Raw genomic sequence first — 19,828 nt, forward strand, 5'->3', positions numbered from 1 at the left:
TGTACTTAGGGGATGGTCACAGTCCCCACCGTGATGTACTCGCCACCATTGACGGAAAGGGGAGCGGGATCGGCGTAGAAGTAGACCTTTACGCCCACCGCATATGTCCCCGCTGGAAGTGTTTTACGGAGGGTGTGGCTGTCAAAATAGAGACCCCCCGGCGTCCATGCTGAGGTGCTGCCGCTGAGCGGTGGGGCGTCGTCTTGATCGACCAATGCACCGGCGGCGTCAAGGATAAACACCGAGATGCTGTAATCCAACGCCGGTGGTTTCTGCGTCCCCCACAGCAGATTTACCCGCGTTTCGCCCGTTGGTAGGTGGCTGATGCCTACCCGCTGTAAGAGGAACATCTCCCCAAAAGCCGCCACTGTTTCCCCCGAATTGCGCTCATAACGGTAGACATAGATCGGGTCGTCACGGATGTATTCCGTTTTTGTGAAGACTCGGCTGTAGCCGTGTTGTGGGAAAAAGTCTAACAGTTTATCGAGGTTTTGCCCCTTATATGCCAGCCAAAACGCGGGCTTGTCTTGGAGGTAGGCGAGAAGGTAGGCGAAGTAATCAGCGCCGTACTGCTCGCGCCATTCCCACATGGAGACCAGCGGCAAAGCGGCGGGATCGGCGTTGAGCGCCCGCCCAATGTGGTAACGCAGCGCCATATCGTCCACCCACACATCCATGAGGATCGATTCGTCGTCCTCACGGAGGGTAAGCACGTCCGTTGCCACCTCGCGCCAGGGCGGTTTGAGGCGGTAAGCGTCCACCGTGAACAGGCTGGTGGTGACAAAAACAACCAGTAAAAAGAGCCGCGCCGTCCGTTCCAAATTCATGAATCCGACGGCGATCATAACGGCGATAGGAGGGGTGACGACGAGAAAATTTTGGGTGGTCAGGATCGGGAAACGTCGATCAATGAGGAAGATCAGGATGGTAGGGAGGATCACCCAGAGGGCGAGGTAGAGCTTCCGACGAATCCCATGCAGAGTGATCCGCACGCCGTCTTTTAGGTAAAAGATGGTGAGTAGCCCCAAGAGCATCAATCCAATGGTGATCCCAAAGTGAGAGCCAACCAGATCGCCACGCACCATTGCCAATGTGTCGGGCGTTTGGGCATAGGTCGATTGAAAAATACGCGGACGGGTATAGCGGACGAGCGCTTGGTTAATGAACACAAACGCCCAGGGTAGCCACGCGCTGCCGATGAGAGCGAGGCGGAAGAACACATCCGGCAGGCGGCGGAAGGGGCGCAGGCAAAGGAGGGCATACACCCCCTGAACAAGCAGGACGAACGCACCGAGGTAATGGGTGTAGAGCAAGGCGACGGAGGTGGCGAACCAGGCGATGCCGCTCCCCCGCGCCGGACGGCGGGCATAGCGCAAAAAATAGAGCGAGGAAAGCGCGGCAAACGCCGCCAACTGGGTGTAATGGCGCACCTCGCGAGCGAGCATAATATCGTTATCGGTGAGTGCTAAGATCAGCGCGGCGAGGACGCCCGTCCCTGATCCAAATTGATCGGCAGTAAGGCGGTAGACGGCGGCAATGGTCAGCAGTGACCAAAAGGTGGAGAGCAAGCGGGTCATGATCTCGCTGTTGCCAACGGCATCCATCCATGCCCGAATGAGGATGAAATAGAGCGGCGGGTGTTGATCCTCAATCATGGTGAGGGTCACCTCGGCGGGGGTTGGTCCTTTAGCAAGGAGCATCGTCCAACCTTCATCCGCCCAAAAGGACTCGCGGGTGATGTCCCACAGGCGAAGAAAGAGGGCAAAAAGCAGAATGAGGGCGAGGAGAAGGAAAACGCGGCGCGGTGTGATGGTCGGTTTCTCCGGCTAGGGGAACGCATGGTGCGAAGTGTAGCACAATCGCCCTTGACATGCCTTTGAGTTGTGCTATCCTAAGCGTAGAAATTCCTTTGTGCCTGTAGCTCAGTGGATAGAGCGCTTGCCTACGGAGCAAGATGTCGGGGGTTCGAATCCCTCCAGGCACGCAACAGCACCATTGCCTTCCGTCCAAGAATCCATTCAAAAAATCCTCGCCCTCCTCTACAAAAACGCGCCCAATCCTCAATGGCAAACGTTCGAAAGACGGCTAAGAAACGCCGAGATTTTCCAACGTTGCCTTGCCGGAGAAGACTCCGTTGTTCTAGCACGTGCCTTTAGCCTGTCAGATCGGCGCATACGCGCCATCAACCCCGTCCCTTTAACCCTCCCCTCCTAGCGTTTCCTGCCACTCTGATTTACACTCTCACGCCGTCGCACACCATCCACAAAGGCAAACAACCCAATGGCTCAGCTTACCCTTCCGGTGAAAGGGTTTCGGACGGCGGCGGTGGACGCCGGACTGTACGCCAGCTTTGGCAAGCCCACCCGCCCCGACCTGACCCTTGTCGCCGCAGATCGCCCTTGTACAGCGGCGGGCATGTTCACGACGAACCGCGTCAAAGCAGCGCCAGTGATTCTTGATGAATCGCGCCTGAAAACACACGCCGCAGACATTCGTGCCGTGTTGATCAACACCGCCTCGGCAAACGCCAGCACGGGCGCTGATGGGCTGAAACATGCGGAACTCACGGCGGGATGGGCTGCCCATGCCCTCGGCTGCCGCCCTGAACAGGTTCTGGTCATGTCCACTGGTGTGATCGGCGTTCATCTCCCCATGGCGCAGATGGACTCCGGCATTACAAAGGCGGCGGCGGCGCTCAGCGGGGATCAATGGGACGATGCCGCCCGCGCCATTATGACAACGGATACACGCCCCAAAATGGCAACGGTGGTCACCCCTTCTGGGTATACCATCACGGGCATTGCCAAAGGCGCGGGGATGATCGCCCCCAACATGGCAACGATGCTCTCGCTGATTCTGACCGATGCCCAGATTGCCCCCAATGACCTCCAAACAGCGCTCCACGCGGCGGTGAAGGTGTCCTTTAACCGGATTGTCGTGGATGGCGACATGAGTACGAACGATACGGTTCTCGTCCTTGCCAGCGGCGCCAGCGGGCGGACGATCAGCGGGGGGGAGACGCCCGATTACAGCGCCTTTGTCGATCATCTCACTCATGTTTGCGCCTCCCTTGCCGAACAGATCGTCCGCGACGGGGAAGGGGCGACGAAATTCATTCACCTCACCGTCAGCGGCGCCGCCGCCGAAGCGGACGCCCTTCAGGTGGCGAATACGATTGCCACCTCTGCTCTGGTTAAGACGGCGTTTTATGGCGGCGATCCGAATTGGGGGCGTATCCTCGCCGCAGCGGGGCGTTCTGGGGTCGCCCTTGACCAAATGAAACTCTCGCTCTGGTATGACGATCTCGCTTTGGTCAGCGCCGGAACACCGCTGAAGTACGACGAGGCGAAGGCAAAAGAGATCGCGGGGCAGGCAAACATCAACGTTCGCCTTGATCTGGGTATGGGTGAGGCAAGCGCCATTGTCTACACTTGTGATCTCAGCCACGATTATGTGAGCATCAACGGGCATTACCGGACGTGAGCGAACGGTTGCATATTGGGACATTTCCCCTAAGCAGCAGGGCGGATCGAGAGCGTGCCGCCGCCCTGTTGGTTGCCGAGTTGTTCTACGATCCTCGTGATGCCGTTGACGAGGTTGAGGAAGCCTGTGCTGAAGATCGGTTGTGCTTTGCCGCTCACCTTGATGGGTATCTTGTTGGTTGGATCGCCGGAAACGCGGGCTATGATGGGCGCGTCTGGGAACTGCATCCCCTTGTCGTTGCCAAAGAAACCCAACGTCAGGGGATTGGCACGGCGCTTGTCCGGGCGCTTGAAGATGCCGCCCACGCCAAAGGGGGAATCACGATTTGGCTTGGAACGGACGACGAACAGGGGCAGACAACGCTCGCTGGCGTTGATATCTACCCCAATCTACCTGCACATTTAGCCACCGTGAAGGCGGTGCGCCCTCATCCAATGACCTTTTACCAGCGGCTTGGCTACACCGTGATCGGGGTCATCCCCGACGCAAACGGAATCGGAAAACCGGATATTTTGCTTGGAAAGCGGATTGTACGATAACCCATGACCGACCCCACTACCGATCCTATGACGAACTCGCACACCCTTTGGGCGGGACGCTATGAAACCGCCGCTGCCGACGCCGTGCGTCATCTGAATGATTCCTACCCCTTTGATAAACGGCTGTATGCCAGCGATATTGCGTGCAGCATTGCCTACGCCAAGGCGCTGCGGGGGGTCAACATCCTCACCGAAGCCGAATACAGCGCCATCTGTGAGGGGTTGGGGCGCGTGAAGGCGGAATTTGAGGGGGGGACATTCCAACCCGCTGCGGGGGATGAGGACATTCATACCGCAGTGGAACGCCGCCTGACAGAATTGATCGGCGCACCGGCTGGAAAGCTCCACACCGGACGCAGCCGCAACGATCAGGTGGCGACGGATGTTCGCCATTGGCAAGCGGCGGCGATTGACCGCATCATTGCCCTGACCACCGCCTTGCAGCGGGCGATCTTAGACCAAGCACAGCAGCACGCCGAAACGCTGATGCCCGGCTATACGCACCTTCGCGCTGCGCAGCCGATTACCGCCGGACACTGGTGGATGAGCTATTTCTGGATGCTCAGCCGTGATGTGACACGCTGGCAAGCGGCGAAAGAGGCAACGCTCACCAGCCCGCTTGGATCAGGGGCGCTGGCGGGGACGCCCTACCCGGTTGATCGCCATGCCCTTGCGGAAGCAATGGGCTTTCTGCGCCCCTCGATGAACAGCCTCGATGCTGTCGCAGATCGGGATTTTATCAGCGGCTTTCTCTATATCGCCGCCCTGATGATGACACACCTCAGCCGCTTTGCCGAGGATGTCATTTGGTTTAGCAGCGCAGGTTTCAACTTCCTGAGTCTGGACGAACGCTACACAACCGGATCAAGCCTGATGCCACAAAAGCAAAACCCCGATGTCTTAGAACTGACACGCGGCAAGGCGGGGCGCATTGCCGGACACCTAAGCGGTCTGCTCAACACCCTGAAGGGCTTGCCAACGGGCTATAACAAAGACCTTCAGGAGGACAAAGAACCCCTTTTCGATACGGCAGATACGTTGGAGACACTGCTCCCCGCCTTGATTGGGACGGTGGCGACGATGCGCATGAACGCCGACGCTATGGCGGCAGCATTGGATGAAGGGATGTTGGCAACCGACCTTGCCGATTACCTTGTGGGGAAGGGCGTCCCCTTCCGCGAGGCGCACGGGTTGGTGGGGCGGGCGGTGCGTCAGGGGCTTGAGCAAGGCGTGCCGCTCTCGAAACTGCCTCTTTCCGCCTATCAAGCAATCAGCCCCTTTTATCAGGCTGATCTGTACGCCGTGTTTGATTTTACCCGCAGCGTCGGGCGGCGGGCGGCAGTGGGCGGCACTGCGCCGGAATCGGTGCGGACGCAGATCAAGACGGCAGAGGGTTGGCTAGCGACGCTTGAGCGGCGCTAAGCTGTGTACAAGCAAAACGAGGTTTGTTGACATGCTTGGATCAGACCTCCTACCCCTCCCGGTCACTGCGCAGCAGTCGCCTTTTCCCGCTTGCAGGGAAAGGGAGGAAGATTCCCTGTCTCTGTTTACGAGGTGGGGGTTAGGGTTTCCAAGCCCCGAAGGCGTGATCATTTCTAGCGCGGCGGCTTCAGCCCCGCGCTACACCGCACCCTACCATACATACTATAAAGATCGAGAATTCTCTTGGAGGTGAACGATGCCCTTACAAAAATTGACCGACCAGGATATTCAGAGCTATCTTGCCCAAACGGAAGGATGGGCGCTTGATCCACAGACGGGGGAGATCACCCGCACCTACACCTTTAAGGATTTCACTTTAGCCCTCGCCTTTGTCGGCTTGGTGGGCTACCTTGCCGAAAAAGCCGGACACCACCCCGATATGCTGATCACCTATAACAAGGTGAAACTCGCGTTGGTGACACACGATGCGGGCGGTCTGACGGAAAAAGATTTTGCCCTTGCGCGGCAGGTCAACGGGCTGGTCTAAGGGATTTTACGTCCGGCGGGGGTGGGTCAGCGCTCCAGACGGTAGAGCATTTCCCCCGCCTTTGGCACAACGAGAATCCCATCTTCTTCGCGTCCCCTCAGCGCCGCCAGATCAACCGATTCAGGATTACGATAGCCCAGATTGTGGGCGGCGCAGCGCTCTGCCGAAATTCCCGTCGCCAGCGTGACGCGGATGCGCGGCTGTTCGCCCGCCGCCGGATCATAGGTACCGATCCCGCGCAGATGCGTGCTGTGTGCTAAGACGCCGCCCGGATAGCCCTTGAAACGTTCCCACTGTTTGACGAAGTAATCGCGGACGTGGTAGCCAATTTCTGCCAAAAGCCGCCCATGGGTGTAGCTGAATTCGGTGATGTGCGGGGCATAGATCACCACCTCGCCCCCCTCGGCAACGATGGGTTCAACCTTGTACATCCCCTTTGCCGCCGTCCAAATGTCATCGTACATCGTAGGCATGACGGAGATCACCTGCTGGAAGGGACGCGGCACATAGCGAACGTGGATATCTGCCGAGAGTGCCGCCGCTTGCGCCCACGCCTCATCCATCGTCCCGCCAAAAAGCCCGACGAGATCGTTTCCCCCGGGCTGGACGACCATAGCCAAACAGGTTTTGGGCGTTGGGATGAAGGCTGCGGCGCGGTTGATCAAGGCACGGACGGGCGTGATCCCCACCGTCCCGATGATTGCATAGCTGGTGATTAGCGCACCAAGCCAATGGGAGAGGTTGATCACCTCTGCCCCACCAACGCCGGGAAAAAAATACTTGTTCCCGCCGGAAAAACCAGCGACTTCGTGGGGAAATACTGCCCCGCAAACGAGAAGATGATCGTATTCAGTAACCAGCCGATTCACCCGCACCTCAACCGTCTCGGTCAAGAGACCGCCGCTGAGCGCGGCGATCTCGCTGGAGGGGATTGTCCCTAGATGGGCAAAGGTTTCAACATACATCCAATCGTGGTTGAGAACACGTACATTGGCATAATCCCCCTCGCCCGGGATCGCCCCCACCAAGCGGCTGATCTGTTCGGGCGTCAGCGGTTGGTGTGTGCCGAGGGCAATCAGATAGTCAAGAGCGGCGACACGGGGCAGAAGTGCCGCGCTGATCAGCCTAAACAAGAGAGGAATATCGCCGCTGCGTGTCCCATCGGGAATCAGGACGAGGATGCGCCGCCCATCAAGGGGAAGCGGGTCAAGCGTGGCATGGACGATGGCGTTTATCTGGTCGGCGGTCAGGGTGGCATACATGGGTGTCAATTCCCGTGCGCTGTTAGGTAGGGTCTGATCCTACCATAGGTTTGCCCCACTGCCTGCAAGCCCCTACGCAGATTGCCGCTGCTTGGTATAATCGCCCCTGTAGACTATATCCTTATCTAAATGTGCGTCATTGTGAATCTAGGTCATTGTGTGCTTGCCTCAAGGTGAATTTTTAGGAAAGGCTTTTTGATTATGGCTACCGAACCGTTGAAAATTGGGCTTCTGGTTGGGCGTGAATGGTCGTTTCCCCCCGCCTTTATTGACGAAGTGAATCGCCGCAGCGCGGGTGTCACCGCCGAGTTTGTCAAACTGGGCGGCACACGAATGAACGAACCCGTCCCCTACCGCGTGATTATTGACCGTATCTCTCACGAAGTCCCCTATTACCGCTCTTATCTGAAAAACGCCGCCCTGCAAGGGGCAAAGGTGATCAACGATCCTTTTATGTGGACAGCGGACGATAAATATTTTGACTCCGGATTAGCAATGAAACTGGGCGTTGCCCACCCCAAAACAATGGTGCTGCCGAATAAAGAGTACATTCCGGGCATTGTCCATGAGGAAAGCCTGCGCAACCTGATGTACCCGCTTGATTGGAATTGGATTGTCGATTACGTGGGGATGCCCTGTGTTCTCAAAGATGCGCACGGCGGCGGCTGGCGGGATGTCTATGTCTGCCATTCGATGGACGAATTGATCTGGCGTTACGATCACGCTGGCTTGCTGACAATGGTTGTTCAGGAATTCATCGCGTGGGATAACTATGCCCGCTGCATGTGCTTAGGGCAAGAGACGGTTCATGTCATGAAATATGACCCCCGCGCCCGCCATTACCACGAACACCACGATTTCGCGCCGGCGCTTTACGAACGCTTGGAGGGCGATTCGCTCAAATTGGTGAAGGCGCTCGGCTACGATATGAACACCGTCGAATTCGCCATTAAAGATGGCATTCCCTATGCCATTGACTTCATGAACCCCGCCCCCGATATGGATGTCAATTCGTTGGGACGTGTCCACTTTGATTGGTGCGTCCAGAATATGGCAGATATGTGCATCCGGCTGGCGAAATCGGATGCCAGCACCGCCTCCCGCTATGAATGGGGGCGGCAGATTGCGCCGAAAAAATAGAGGCGCACACTGAGCCGCTCATCGTTGGTGAGGGCAGCGGCGTAAGGTGTTCCCGTTCTCTGAATCTGAACGTTGCCCGGTGCGTTCGCGCCGGGTCGTGGTAATTCATACACCCCTTCAGCGCATAAAGGAAACCGCATGATCCGAGACGCCATTGCCCTTTATAACGATCTTCTCGATGATCACAGCGCGTTGGAGGCACAAGCCTCCCTGAACAGCAAGCTCCAAAAGCGGCGGCTGTTTTTTGGCGCACGCCCCATCTGCACTGTCCTACGCCCTGTTTTTTATTACCCCGACCAATGGGCATACCTCAAACACGAGACAGAGGTTTTGCTTGGCGCGTTTGGGCGGGCGCATCAGGCGTGCATGGCAGATGCTGCCCTGCGGGCGGAACTTGATCTTGAACCCTATGAGGAAGAACTCTTTCGCCTAGAGATTGGCTACGAGGCGCCATGGACGACTTCCCGCCTCGATTCCTTCTACGATCCCGATGCCAAGCGCCTGCGCTTTGTTGAATACAACGCCGAGACGCCCGCCGGCATGGGTTACTGTGACGAACTCTCCGATGCCTTCCTTGAATTAGAGGTGTTCCGCCGCTTTGGGCTAACTTACACGATTCGCAGTTTTACAGCGGTGCGCAGCCTGATTGCCACGCTTCTGGACTCGTGGCGGCAATACGGGGGCATAGGGCAGCCCCAAGTAGGAATCATCGATTGGTCGGATGTGCCAACGCTCAATGAGCATGAGATTATTCGGGATGCCTTTGCCGAACGGGGCATCAAGGCACAGCTTGCCGACCCCCGCAATCTAGAGTACCGTCAGGGGGCGCTCTGGATCGGAGATTTTCGGATCGACCTCATCTATAAGCGCGTCCTGTGCAGCGAGTTAATCCACCGCATGGGCATGGAAAACCCGATTGTCCATGCCCTGCGCGATAAGGCGGTCATGATGACGAACGCCTTCAGCGCCAAGCTGATGGCGAAGAAGGCGAGCTTTGCTATTCTCAGCGACGAACGTCACGCCCACCTCTTTACCGAGGCACAGCAAGCGGCAATCGAGGCACATATCCCCTGGACGCGGCGGGTGACAGACCGCAAAACAGTCTATCAGGGAAAATCGGTTGATCTGCTGACCTTTGCCGCCGAGAATCGGGATCGCTTCGTCCTCAAACCGAACGACGAATACGGCGGGAAGGGTGTGATCATTGGGTGGGAAAACAGTGCCGAGGACTGGGCGGCAGCGCTGAATGATGCCTTATTATCCCCCCATGTCGTACAGGAAAAGGTAGACGCCGCCTACGAGGATTTTCCAACGGTGGTTGATGGAAAGCTGAACATCGCCCCGCGCCTTGTGGACGCCGATCCTTACATCTATCAGGGGCGGACGGTGAGCGGCTGCCTGACGCGCCTTTCTTCCGTGACCCTTTTGAATGTCACGGCGGGGGGCGGATCGCTCGCCCCCACCTTTGTCATTGAACGACGCTAGGGACGAGGGGGGAGAGCGTTCCCCCCTCAACACACCCTAAAAGGCGTGTCCGGTAAGGAAAAGAAGGTATCGTCTATGGACAATCCAAGACAACACCAAAGGGATTGAACAATGGCTATGGATACCGTCTTCACCGAATTATACGTGTAAACGTTATACAGTCGCCCTGATCCCCCTGCCCCTTTCTCCCACAGGGAGAAGGGGGTGGGGGATAGGGGTTCTTTAGAAATCACTGTGGTCAACCACGAGTTTCCGGACAAGCCCTAAAGCGTTACCGACATGATCAACAGGTCATGGGTGCGTTCGTCGCGGGTTTTCACCCACTCTTGTAACACCGCCTCCGCCCGAAAACCGATCTGCTCCATCACCTCGCGGGCGCGGCGGTCTTCGCTGGCGACATAAGCAACCACCTTATCCAAGCCAAGCGTGCGGGCAAAAACGATCAATTCCTTTGCCAGCGCCGATGCCAACCCCCGCCGCCGATACATGCTGCTGACGAGGACGCGCAGTTCCGCCAAATGGCGATTCCAAAACAACTGGTTGTAATGAAGGGAGCCATAAGCAGCAATGTTACCCCGCTCTTCGACAAGGATGGTGATCGTCCGGTCTTTTTCAATATCGTGAATCCACTCATCCACCGCCTCTGGTTGGGTCACATCGCGCCGCATAAAAAGCGTGTCGTTTTCGGGGAGGTGGGAGACGAAATTCACGACGCTGTGGCGGTCTTTCGCCGTCATAAGGCGAAGGGTGAACGCCGTCCCATTCAAAGTGACTGTCTTGGGAAAATCATTTTCTGCCATCGGAACGCAATACCTTTTTTATCTGTGAATGATCGGATTATCGTTTCTACCCCCCCTCGACGTTAACCCGCCGAGGGGAATCTTGTCCCTACTGGACTATTGCCCAAAGGCGGCAAGGATGATTCCCTGCCCGCTAATGCCCACATACCACGCCGGAATCCAGCCGATGCCGAATGCTTCTATCGCTATGTCTTTTTTGAAGGGGCGGACGGCGTATTCCTCCAACTGACCAGCGATCTTCGTCCATTTGTCGTTGATGCCCTTCAACGCCTCGGCAAGCTGGTTTTGCGTCGCCTCAATCTCGTCCTCAATGAGCGAGAGTGTGCGCTCTGTTGTGTCCATGCCCACTTGCGCTTGTGTTTTGTAGCGGCGGGCGCGGCTCATCCGGCTGAGCGTGTAACTCGTCCGTCCGCGCATCAAACTCATCACCGCCTCGCCGGTGGTGAACAAGTCTTCACGCTTCAATTCATCCAAAACACGCTTGTCGGCGTTCAGTTCCGCCGCCTTTTTCTGAAGTTTGATCTCCAGCACGGCGAGGAGCTTATCATACTTCGCGGCGGTGGTGTCAATTTCGGCATCGCGTGCCTCACGCGCCTTTTGCGCCACGCGGTTGGCAAACGAGACACGGTTTTCCGTCGTCATGCTGTACATGTCTAGGGTGCTGTTGTAAAGCAGCTTTAACTGTGCCGTTCGCGCCACATAATCGAGCGCCTCAGCACGAAGGGTCGTCATGCGCTTGGGGTCGGTTAAGCCCCCGCCAAGCGACCCATAGGCGGCTTCGCCAACGGCGCTGTAGGCAAGCTGATCAACGGCTACTGCGGGCGCTTGGTAATCGTTCCAGCGCACCAGCCCGGATGCCTGCACATTCGGGATGTGGAATGCCCAAAATTGTTCCGCCTCTGCCCCCGACTTTTTATCCAGATAGCGAATTCCCATCTGTGCCAATAAGACAGGTTGGTAGAGCAAGATCGACCCCTCATAACGCCCCATATTCCCCGTCCGCCGCACCGCCTCTTGGACGGAAATGGTCACGGGCAAAAAGTATTGGGCGATGGAGGACGGCAAGACGGGTGGCGAATTGAAAAATCCATTGGGCAAGGTCGCTTCCGACGCTGCTGGTGAGGGTGGGGTGTTAGCGGGCGGCGGCATGTTTGGCGGCATAGAGACCGCGCCCATCGGCTGTGTTGCGCTCCCTATTTCCCCTGCCGGACGTGGCGTTGGGGTGTTGGTTGGCTCTAACCAGAACGGTGTTGCTCCGGTGTTCCCTGTTGGGGCGGGGGTTGTGGGGGGGACGGTGGGCGGCGCAGTGGGTGGTAGAGAGGCGGGCGCTTCCTCGTTCAGCCGATCCAGAAAATTCTTCTTGGGCGCGGCGGATGGTTTCGACTCGGCAGCCAGACGATCCAAGAAATTGCCTGTGGGAGCAGCGTTCGTTGGCGGAACGCTTCCCCCACCTCCCACAGCCGGGGCGGAGTGGGCGTTGTCCTCAGGGAGTTCGGCGGGCGGTGGCGGCACATCCGAGGGGGCAAGCGTCCCCACCCGCGAGCCACCGCCGCTCATGCTTGGCGAGGGATTCGCCGCTGCCGCAAAAAACGGCGTCCCAGAGAGCGGCTGCTGCGGGGGGAGGGCGGCGGATTGTCCGACACTGCCCGATGGTTGATATTGATAGCCATCTTGGGGTGGGGTAATTTGCGCTGTATCCAGCCCCAACATCCGCCGCTGATCTGCCATCAGCGTCCGTATTTGCTGGCGGGTCAGCGGACCGCGAAGGTAGCTCATTGCCCACCGGCTCTGAACAAGGAGCGACCCCTCCCCGTTATGGACGTTGTGCAGCAAAAAGACACGCGGCGAGAGGTTCGAGAGCAGCTTATCCATCTCTTGTAGATTCAGCGTATTCCCCGCCGTGCTAACCGCCTCTAAGCCGCTGAGGACGCGCTTTTTATCGTTTTCCGTCTGGAGCTTGCCAATAAACCATGATCCGGCATTGGAGAGGCTTTTGTAATCGAGATCGCCCGGGTTTTGGGTTGCCAAGATCAGCCCAATGCCAAAGGCACGCCCTTGTTTCAACAAGCGGAGCAAGGGGTCTTTTGTGGGGGGGTTGCGCGGGGCGGGCGGTATATGCCCAAAGACCTCATCAAAATAGACAATCGAACGGAGGCTGGTTGTCCCGCTGAGGGTGCGCATCCACGCCAAGACGTTCTCCGTCAAAAGGGTGATGATGAACGCCCGCTCCGCGTCGTTCAGGTGGGCAAGGTAGAAGATCGAGACCCGCGCTTTGCCCTCTGCGGTGTAAAGCAGCCGCCGCATATCGAGTGGCTCACCGGTGATCCACGTCTGGAAGGACGGCGAGGCGATGATGTTGTTCAACTCTTGGGCAAGTTTGAAGCGATCTTTTTCCTTGAAGAAGGTGTTCACATCAAAGACACCGAGGCGGTCAAAGGGCGGGTTTTGCACCTGCATGATGATGTCTTCAAGGGTCAGGTCGCGCCCGTTGCGCCAAGCGTGTTCAAAGATGTTCGAGATCAGGACGTGTTCTTTATCTTTAACGGGGTTCACATTCTTGCCCACCAACCCCAGCAAGGCGCGTACCAAGCCGCTGATTTGCTCGCGGTGGAATTCGTCGTTGCCTTCCCACCCATCACGGGGGGCTTGCAGCGAGGCAAGGATGCTGACGGGCAAGCCGGCATCCGACCCAGGGGTATAGATGCTGAACTGTGCAGCGTTTTTCAGGGCGGCAATCCGCCCAGAGCCAATCCCCCAACTTGCCAAGCCATCTTTCCATGTTTTGGCGACATCGGCGGCAAACTCGCCCACATCCATGCGGGCGCGTTGAGCATCGCTCTCGTTCACCCAGGGGGCAAAATCTTGCGGGCGCAGTTCGGGGAAGGTGAGCAGCAAATTGGTAATGTCGCCCTTTGGGTCAATGATCAGGGCGGGGATGTTATCGAGGACGGCTTCTTCCAACAGGGAGATGCACATCCCTGTTTTGCCGCTGCCCGTCATCCCGACGACAACAGCATGAGTCGTTAAATCCCGCGAGTCGTAGTAAACGACTTCATCAAGGAGTTTGTTCGTCGTTTGATCGTAGCGTTTGCCGAGGTAGAACGTCGTCGGCGCTTCAATAAATGGCATGGCTTATTTTGTCCTTCAGGCACGCACGAGGTAGGGAGATCGTACCACGTCTAGAACACTTGCGCCACCACGTGTTCCCTCGCTCTTAGCAAACGGCACAGGGAGGCGCCTTTGCAGAGTGCTGCGTTCCATCCCACCACACAAAATTCTTACCACCACATCACACTTTCATCACACATTCGGGTGATGATTACGATATAAGCAGCACATAAGCGACATCGCCCGATGAAGGAGTCCACAAGGAGTCCACGATGAATCGACGCCATTTTTTGAAAGCACTCGCCGGAGCAGGGGCGGCGCTGGCTGGCTCAAACGTGATTCCCGCCCTCGCCCGTCCTGATCTTCCCGCCCCACTGCGTACTCCCACGCCCTATGCCGAACGCGAACCAATCAACCACGTGCTGAATCGGTGGGGGTTTGGGGCGCGTCCGGGGCAGGCGGATCGCGTCCGCCAGATGGGAATCGAAGCGTATCTTGAGGAACAGCTAAACCCCGCTGCCCTTCCCGATCCCCTTGCTGAGCGGATCACGGGCAACCTCTTGACGCTTGACCTCAGCGTTCCAGAGCTTTTCGCCCTCGGCAAGGGGCAGGGCGAGATTGCCGCTGAACTGATCATCGCCACGCTTGCCCGCGCCGTCTACAGCGAACGCCAGCTTTACGAGGTGATGGTCAATTTTTGGTCAGAGCATTTCTCAATCTACATTGGCAAAGGGATAATCCCCTACCTGAAAACAAGGGATGACTGCGACGTGATCCGCACGCACGCCCTCGGCAACTTCCGCGATCTCCTCGGCGCGTCGGCAAAGAGTCCGGCAATGCTTGTTTACCTTGATAACGCCAGCAGCCGCAAAGAACACCCCAACGAGAATTACGCCCGCGAAGTGATGGAACTGCACACGATTACCATTGGGAATTACAGCGAAGACGATGTGAAAGAGGTTGCCCGCGCCTTCACTGGCTGGACGGTAGCACGCGGGCGTGGCGAGTACCTCTATAACCCAAACCGCCATGACGACGGAGCAAAGACCGTCATTGGGACGCACATCCCTGCGGGCGGTGGCGAGCAAGACGGCGAGATAATCCTTGATCTTTTGGCGCTTCACCCCGCCACCGCTGCCCATATCGCCAGCAAATTGTGCCGCCGCTTCATTGGCGATAGTCCCTCGGAAGGGGCGATTAAAGCCGTGGCGAACGCCTTCATCGCTAGCGGCGGCGAGATCAAGCCCGTCTTGCGGACGCTTTTCGCCCTGCCCGAATTTTGGGGCGCCCCGCCAAAGTACAAGCGTCCCTTTGAATATGTTGTCTCCGTGCTGCGCGGCGTGAACGCCGAGATTCACGGCTCTGCCGGTAGGCGCAATTCGCCCATCGGAGAGGCATTGGAGATCATGGGGCATGTTCCCTTCAACCACCCCACCCCCGATGGGTATAGCGATGTTGGCGCGGATTGGCTGACGAACTTGCTGCCACGCTGGAATTTCGCCGTTCTAAGCGCCTACAACGAAATACCGGGCTTCGCCGTCGATTTGGTAGGGAACGCCACCGACAGCGGTGCTGCCAACGATTTTGAAAGCCTCGCCAATTTCTATATATCGACTCTCTTGGGGCGTACCCTGACCCCCGACGAGTACAGGGCGATCTACAGTTTCGCCATTCGCAATGGGGCGGAGTCGCTGAAAGACCGCGCTCTCTCAGAAACAGTGGCGCTCATTGCCGCCTCGCCCGCCTTTCAGTATCGCTAGGTAGCGCTAAGAGGATTATTCCCATGATCAACCGTCACCTGAGCCGTCGGGATATGCTCCAACGGAGCGCGGCGCTTTCGGCATTGGCGTCGGCATCGATGATTATGCCCGCCTGGATGCCCCGTTTGTCGTTTTCTTCCAACGCCCTGCGGGGCGACATCCTCGTCTGCATCTTCCTGCGCGGCGGCGCAGACGGCTTAAACCTGATCGTCCCACACGGCGAGAAGGCATACTATGCCGCCCGCCCAACGCTGGCAGTTCCCCGCCCGGACGATACCCATGCCGAGTCGCCCAAGCGGGCGCTTGATCTAGACGGATTCTTCGGGCTGAATCCTTTGCTTGCGCCGCTGCACCCGATCTTTACGCAAGGGCATCTCACCGCCATTCACGCCGCCGGATCGCCCGACCCAACACGCTCCCATTTTGACGCGATGAGCTACATGGAACGGGGGACACCGGGCAGCTATGACCTCAGCAGCGGGTGGATCGGGCGGCATCTTGCCACCTTAGACACCCAAAATGACTCCGCAGTACGGGCGGTGGGGTGGGGAACGGCGCTTCAGGCATCGCTGCGCGGGTTCGTCAACGCCGTTTCGCTCAAATCGATTGTCGATTACCACCTTGCCGGTGATCAGGCGGCGGCGGCGGATATGCTCACCGCGTTGAACACGCTCTACACCACCAGCCCAGAGGCGCTTGGCGTGGCGGCGGCGCAAACGCAGGGCGTTCTAGACCTTGTGGGGAAACTCAACGTCGCCAGCTATGTTCCGGCAAACGGGGCGCGATACACACGGACGAACGAATTTGATCTTGCCCTGATGCAGACCGCCGCGCTGATCAAAGCCGAGGTGGGGATGGAAGTCGCCGCGATTGATCTGGGCGGGTGGGATACCCATGAAGATCAAACGGACAGCCACGCCCGCGATCTGCCCATTTTGGCGAATGGGCTGGCGGCATTCTATGCCGATTTAGGCGATCTAATGGGAAAGGTGACTGTCGTGATCATGTCCGAGTTTGGGCGGCGGCTGCAAGAAAACGGCAGCAATGGCACCGATCACGGGCATGGAAACATGATGATGGTCATGGGCGGCAGTGTGGCAAAGACGCCCGTGATCAGCCAGTGGCCCGGACTTCAACCAGAGCAGTTGAACCGAGGCGACTTAGCAATCACGATGGATTACCGCGATGTTCTCAGCGAAATTTTAAGCGTCCGGTTGGGCAATCCCCACATCCGCGAGGTTTTTCCCAATTTCACCCCAACCGAGCGCGGCGTGGTGCGTGGATCAGCCTAAGTGTTTCGTTTGGTTGTGGTGCTGCGGGGGCGGGGAAGAACATATCCCTACCCACCTTGCCCCTTTTCCCCACAGGCGGGCAAAGGGGGATGACTGAATACAAACACAATGAAAAGGCGGGATAACGCATGATCCCGCTGCTTTAGCGGTGGGCGCTCCCGCACAATTTTAGGATGCTGGTATGATTAGCCTATGACCCAACGGAAGTTGCCCTGTCTGCCGCGTTCGTCATAGGATATTTTGGCAATGCCTCTCCCTGATTCTGCCCACACCACGCGCACCATTGGAGATGCGCTGGCTGCCGCCCGCACCGCCCTCATGGGGCATAGCAATGCCCCTCGCCTCGACTCCGAGCGCCTTCTGGCGCATGTTTTGGCAAAGCCCCGCGAACACCTCATCGCCCATGATCATCTACCGCTTGCCACGCACGACCTAAGCACCTACGAAAAACTCATTGCCCTTCGCCTCAAGGGGATGCCCCTCCCCTATTTGCTTGGTGTGCGCCCTTTCTATGATCGTTTTTTTCGGGTGAACAGCCATGTGTTGATTCCCCGCCAAGAGACTGAGGGGCTTGTAGAGGCGGCGTTGGCGTGGATACGGCAGGAAAAAGGCGGGCGAGCAAGGATCATCGATGTCGGTACAGGCAGCGGGATCATAGCCGTCACGCTGGCGGCGCACTTGCCTGAATCTATGGTAATCGGGGCAGATATTTCAGCGGCGGCGCTCAGCGTTGCCTACACAAACGGCGCAGAACTACCCAACCTTGCCTTTCTCCAAGCCGATTTGCTCGCCCCTGTTTATGAACGGTTCAATCTGATTGCGGCAAATCTTCCGTATATTGCTACGGCGGATATGAGCCTCCTTGAGGTTGCCCACTTTGAGCCGCATATCGCCCTTGATGGGGGGGGGGACGGGCTGCACCTGATCCGGCGCTTGCTGGCAATGCTCCCTACGCGGATTACCTCACCCGGACTGATCCTCTTAGAACATGGCGCCGATCAGGGGGCAGCGGTGCGGGTGCTGGCAGAACAAACCTTTCCTAAAGGGCGGATTTCGACACTGCGCGACATGGCGGGGCTGGATCGCATTGCTCAGATTCTGGTTTGAAGTGAGTACGAATATCCTAACGAATGCCATAACAAAAGCGTTCGCCGCCATAATCAATGCTATGATGCTCTGTTTAAGGATTCAACAAGGATGATCTCTATCCGGTGAATGCTTGGAGACGGAACTATAAGGTTTAGACGTATGGTTGCTGCACGTTGGGACTGGACATTGAGCGATCTATTACAGCCACAGATGGACAACGCCCCCGTCTTTAAAATCACCCTGATTGGGGCAGAGCGGGTGGGGAAAAGCCTCCTCGTAACGACCTACATTAACGAATTAGGAACGGATTTTCGCCATGTTAGCGAGGGGACGGATTTACGGACAACCGTCGTAAATGCACCCCGCCACCAAGCACAGATCACGCTTTGGGATATGGCAGGGCGGGACCGCTATCACCGCCTGCGCGATCAGATTTTTGTCGGGGCGCACGCCGTCGCCCTCATCTATGATGTCACCTCACCGTCGTCCTTCTTTGATCTCATGTCGTGGCGTGATACGATTCAGGGCATTGCCCCCCGCGTGCCAATGATCGTGATTGGGAATAAAATAGATTTGCCAACGGTTGTCCCCCCAGAGGAAGTACGGGGTTGGTCAGAAGCCAATGGCTTAACTTTCTGGCTGACCAGCGCCGTAACTGGCGAGGGAGTCATGAACGCCTTTGAGCATCTTTCTGACATTGCCGCCCTAGAATACAAACGGCGCGGCGCGGGCGGCTAACACCAATAGGAGTGAGGGAGTGAGGGGTAGTGCCAGACGAACCGCGTACCTTATTGCGTAAGTTGCTGAAACGAGCAGAGGCGCTCTCCGCCGCCACAAATGGCAGCGATCCCCTTCCGTTGTTTACATCCTCTGCTGCATCTACGTTTCCGGCGGCGGCAGCTCCTACCAACGCGCCAGATGCTGTTTTGGTCTCGCCGGTGCGCCCTATCCCACCCCCTAGCGAGCCAACACCACCCACCGAACCCATCCCCCCCAAACCGCGTGTTACCCAAGTGGTTGACCTCGCCACACTCCCACCGACAATCACCACCCTGGAAGACCGCCTCAAAGCAGAAACGGCTTTGGAGCAACTGCGCGAAAAGACCGCCGCTGTCGCTGCCGAATTCTCACAGGGGAAAATCAACCGGGCGCAGTTTCTCGCCCTGTATGCCCATTACAACGAAAAGCGGGAGATTATCGAGAAACTTTTGGCACGCGATCCCGATACAAACGCTTGGCAAAGCGTTGCTAAGCCGGGGAACACGACCTTTCTTCGCGCCCATTTTGAGGCGCGGGTGCTTTCTTACACCATCTATGAGCAGAAACCGCCCAACACAGGGCAGGTCTTGACAACGCAGGGCAAACCCCCGCCCGACCCCGAACTTGCCGGAAAAATCATCAAGGCAATTGGGATGGTCGTCAGCGCCAACAAACCGCTCCAAGCGCAGCGCAAAGAGATTGACAACGGGCGCTGGTTGATCTTTGCGCCGGGCGAGTTCACCACAGCGATGGGTGTTTTCTCGCTAGAGCCATCCAACCGCCAATTGACACTCATTCAAGATATACACCGCGATTTTGAGAAGGCAAACCGCCCAACCCTTGCGCGGGGGATTCGGGCGCTCGATCAGCTTGTTTTTCCCCATCGGGCGTTATTCAACAAAGGAAGTGAGGGTGCTTAACCTATATGGCTGAACCAGAACCACAGGGCTGCATAGGGGTGATTCGAGGCGTCTTTCGCTGGTTTTCGGGGGTGCTGCTTTTGATCGTTATGCTTGGGGTGATCGTCGCCAGCTAGGGCGTGTTGACACTGTAAATTCAGTGAGACCGGCGCTAAAAGGCATGTCTGTAACTAGGTGAGACTGAGAGAGCAGCCAATGCACCGAGGGGTCTAGGCTTTGTTG

General features: G+C 57.5%; 15 protein-coding genes and 1 tRNA gene. 12 read left to right on the forward strand and 4 right to left on the reverse strand.

Annotation, left to right across the window (positions count from 1 at the left end):
- Positions 1-5: 5 nt before the first annotated feature.
- The gene (locus tag HS103_16465; GenBank protein ID MBE7514395.1) at positions 6-1,700 is read right to left on the reverse strand and encodes a glycosyltransferase family 39 protein; all 1,695 of its coding nucleotides are present in this window, start codon (positions 1,698-1,700) and stop codon (positions 6-8) included.
- Between the two features lie 211 nt (positions 1,701-1,911).
- On the opposite strand from HS103_16465, the gene HS103_16470 reads away from it, so the two are divergent.
- The 5 genes from HS103_16470 to HS103_16490 all read left to right on the forward strand — a co-directional run bounded on the left by HS103_16470 (position 1,912) and on the right by HS103_16490 (position 5,991).
- Positions 1,912-1,984: transfer RNA gene (locus HS103_16470), tRNA-Arg, on the forward strand.
- 296 nt (positions 1,985-2,280) lie between these two features.
- Positions 2,281-3,483 carry a bifunctional glutamate N-acetyltransferase/amino-acid acetyltransferase ArgJ gene (argJ, locus tag HS103_16475; GenBank protein MBE7514396.1) on the forward strand — a complete coding sequence of 401 codons (1,203 nt, stop codon included), beginning with the start codon at positions 2,281-2,283 and terminating at the stop codon, positions 3,481-3,483.
- Complete coding sequence (locus tag HS103_16480) at positions 3,480-4,022, forward strand: GNAT family N-acetyltransferase (protein ID MBE7514397.1); 543 nt, start codon at positions 3,480-3,482, stop codon at positions 4,020-4,022. The genes argJ and HS103_16480 overlap by 4 nt, the downstream gene beginning before the upstream one ends.
- A 27-nt stretch (positions 4,023-4,049) precedes the next feature.
- Entirely contained in the window at positions 4,050-5,444 is a 1,395-nt protein-coding gene (gene argH, locus HS103_16485; GenBank protein ID MBE7514398.1) for an argininosuccinate lyase, read from the forward strand.
- 256 nt (positions 5,445-5,700) lie between these two features.
- A complete protein-coding gene (locus HS103_16490) occupies positions 5,701-5,991 on the forward strand; it encodes a 4a-hydroxytetrahydrobiopterin dehydratase (GenBank protein ID MBE7514399.1) in 291 nt (96 codons plus the stop codon).
- Positions 5,992-6,017: 26 nt separating this feature from the next.
- Here the strand turns inward: HS103_16490 and HS103_16495 are convergent, their stop codons facing one another.
- Entirely contained in the window at positions 6,018-7,253 is a 1,236-nt protein-coding gene (locus tag HS103_16495) for a DUF2088 domain-containing protein (GenBank protein ID MBE7514400.1), read from the reverse strand.
- Between the two features lie 201 nt (positions 7,254-7,454).
- Between HS103_16495 and HS103_16500 the strand changes: the two genes are divergently transcribed.
- Both HS103_16500 and HS103_16505 read left to right on the forward strand, forming a co-directional pair.
- Positions 7,455-8,393: a hypothetical protein gene (locus HS103_16500; GenBank protein MBE7514401.1), complete on the forward strand. Its 939-nt coding sequence runs from the start codon at positions 7,455-7,457 to the stop codon at positions 8,391-8,393.
- A gap of 138 nt (positions 8,394-8,531) precedes the next feature.
- Positions 8,532-9,878, forward strand: coding sequence for a hypothetical protein (locus HS103_16505; protein MBE7514402.1), 1,347 nt, complete (start codon positions 8,532-8,534; stop codon positions 9,876-9,878).
- Positions 9,879-10,141: 263 nt separating this feature from the next.
- Here the strand turns inward: HS103_16505 and HS103_16510 are convergent, their stop codons facing one another.
- Entirely contained in the window at positions 10,142-10,678 is a 537-nt protein-coding gene (locus HS103_16510) for a GNAT family N-acetyltransferase (protein MBE7514403.1), read from the reverse strand.
- A 96-nt stretch (positions 10,679-10,774) separates the two neighbouring features.
- Positions 10,775-13,807, reverse strand: coding sequence for a DUF87 domain-containing protein (locus tag HS103_16515; protein ID MBE7514404.1), 3,033 nt, complete (start codon positions 13,805-13,807; stop codon positions 10,775-10,777).
- Positions 13,808-14,058: 251 nt separating this feature from the next.
- Between HS103_16515 and HS103_16520 the strand changes: the two genes are divergently transcribed.
- The 5 genes from HS103_16520 (at position 14,059) to HS103_16540 (ending at position 19,606) form a co-directional block, all read left to right on the forward strand.
- Positions 14,059-15,546, forward strand: coding sequence for a DUF1800 domain-containing protein (locus tag HS103_16520; protein ID MBE7514405.1), 1,488 nt, complete (start codon positions 14,059-14,061; stop codon positions 15,544-15,546).
- Positions 15,547-15,569: 23 nt separating this feature from the next.
- A complete protein-coding gene (locus tag HS103_16525; protein ID MBE7514406.1) occupies positions 15,570-16,838 on the forward strand; it encodes a DUF1501 domain-containing protein in 1,269 nt (422 codons plus the stop codon).
- Positions 16,839-17,084: 246 nt separating this feature from the next.
- The gene (gene prmC / locus HS103_16530) at positions 17,085-17,945 is read left to right on the forward strand and encodes a peptide chain release factor N(5)-glutamine methyltransferase (protein MBE7514407.1); all 861 of its coding nucleotides are present in this window, start codon (positions 17,085-17,087) and stop codon (positions 17,943-17,945) included.
- A 141-nt stretch (positions 17,946-18,086) separates the two neighbouring features.
- Positions 18,087-18,665 carry a GTP-binding protein gene (locus tag HS103_16535; GenBank protein MBE7514408.1) on the forward strand — a complete coding sequence of 193 codons (579 nt, stop codon included), beginning with the start codon at positions 18,087-18,089 and terminating at the stop codon, positions 18,663-18,665.
- 29 nt (positions 18,666-18,694) lie between these two features.
- The gene (locus HS103_16540; protein ID MBE7514409.1) at positions 18,695-19,606 is read left to right on the forward strand and encodes a hypothetical protein; all 912 of its coding nucleotides are present in this window, start codon (positions 18,695-18,697) and stop codon (positions 19,604-19,606) included.
- Positions 19,607-19,828: the final 222 nt, after the last annotated feature.

It is taken from the genome of Anaerolineales bacterium, assembly GCA_015075625.1.
In the GTDB taxonomy this organism is placed as follows: Bacteria; Chloroflexota; Anaerolineae; order Aggregatilineales; family UBA2796; genus UBA2796.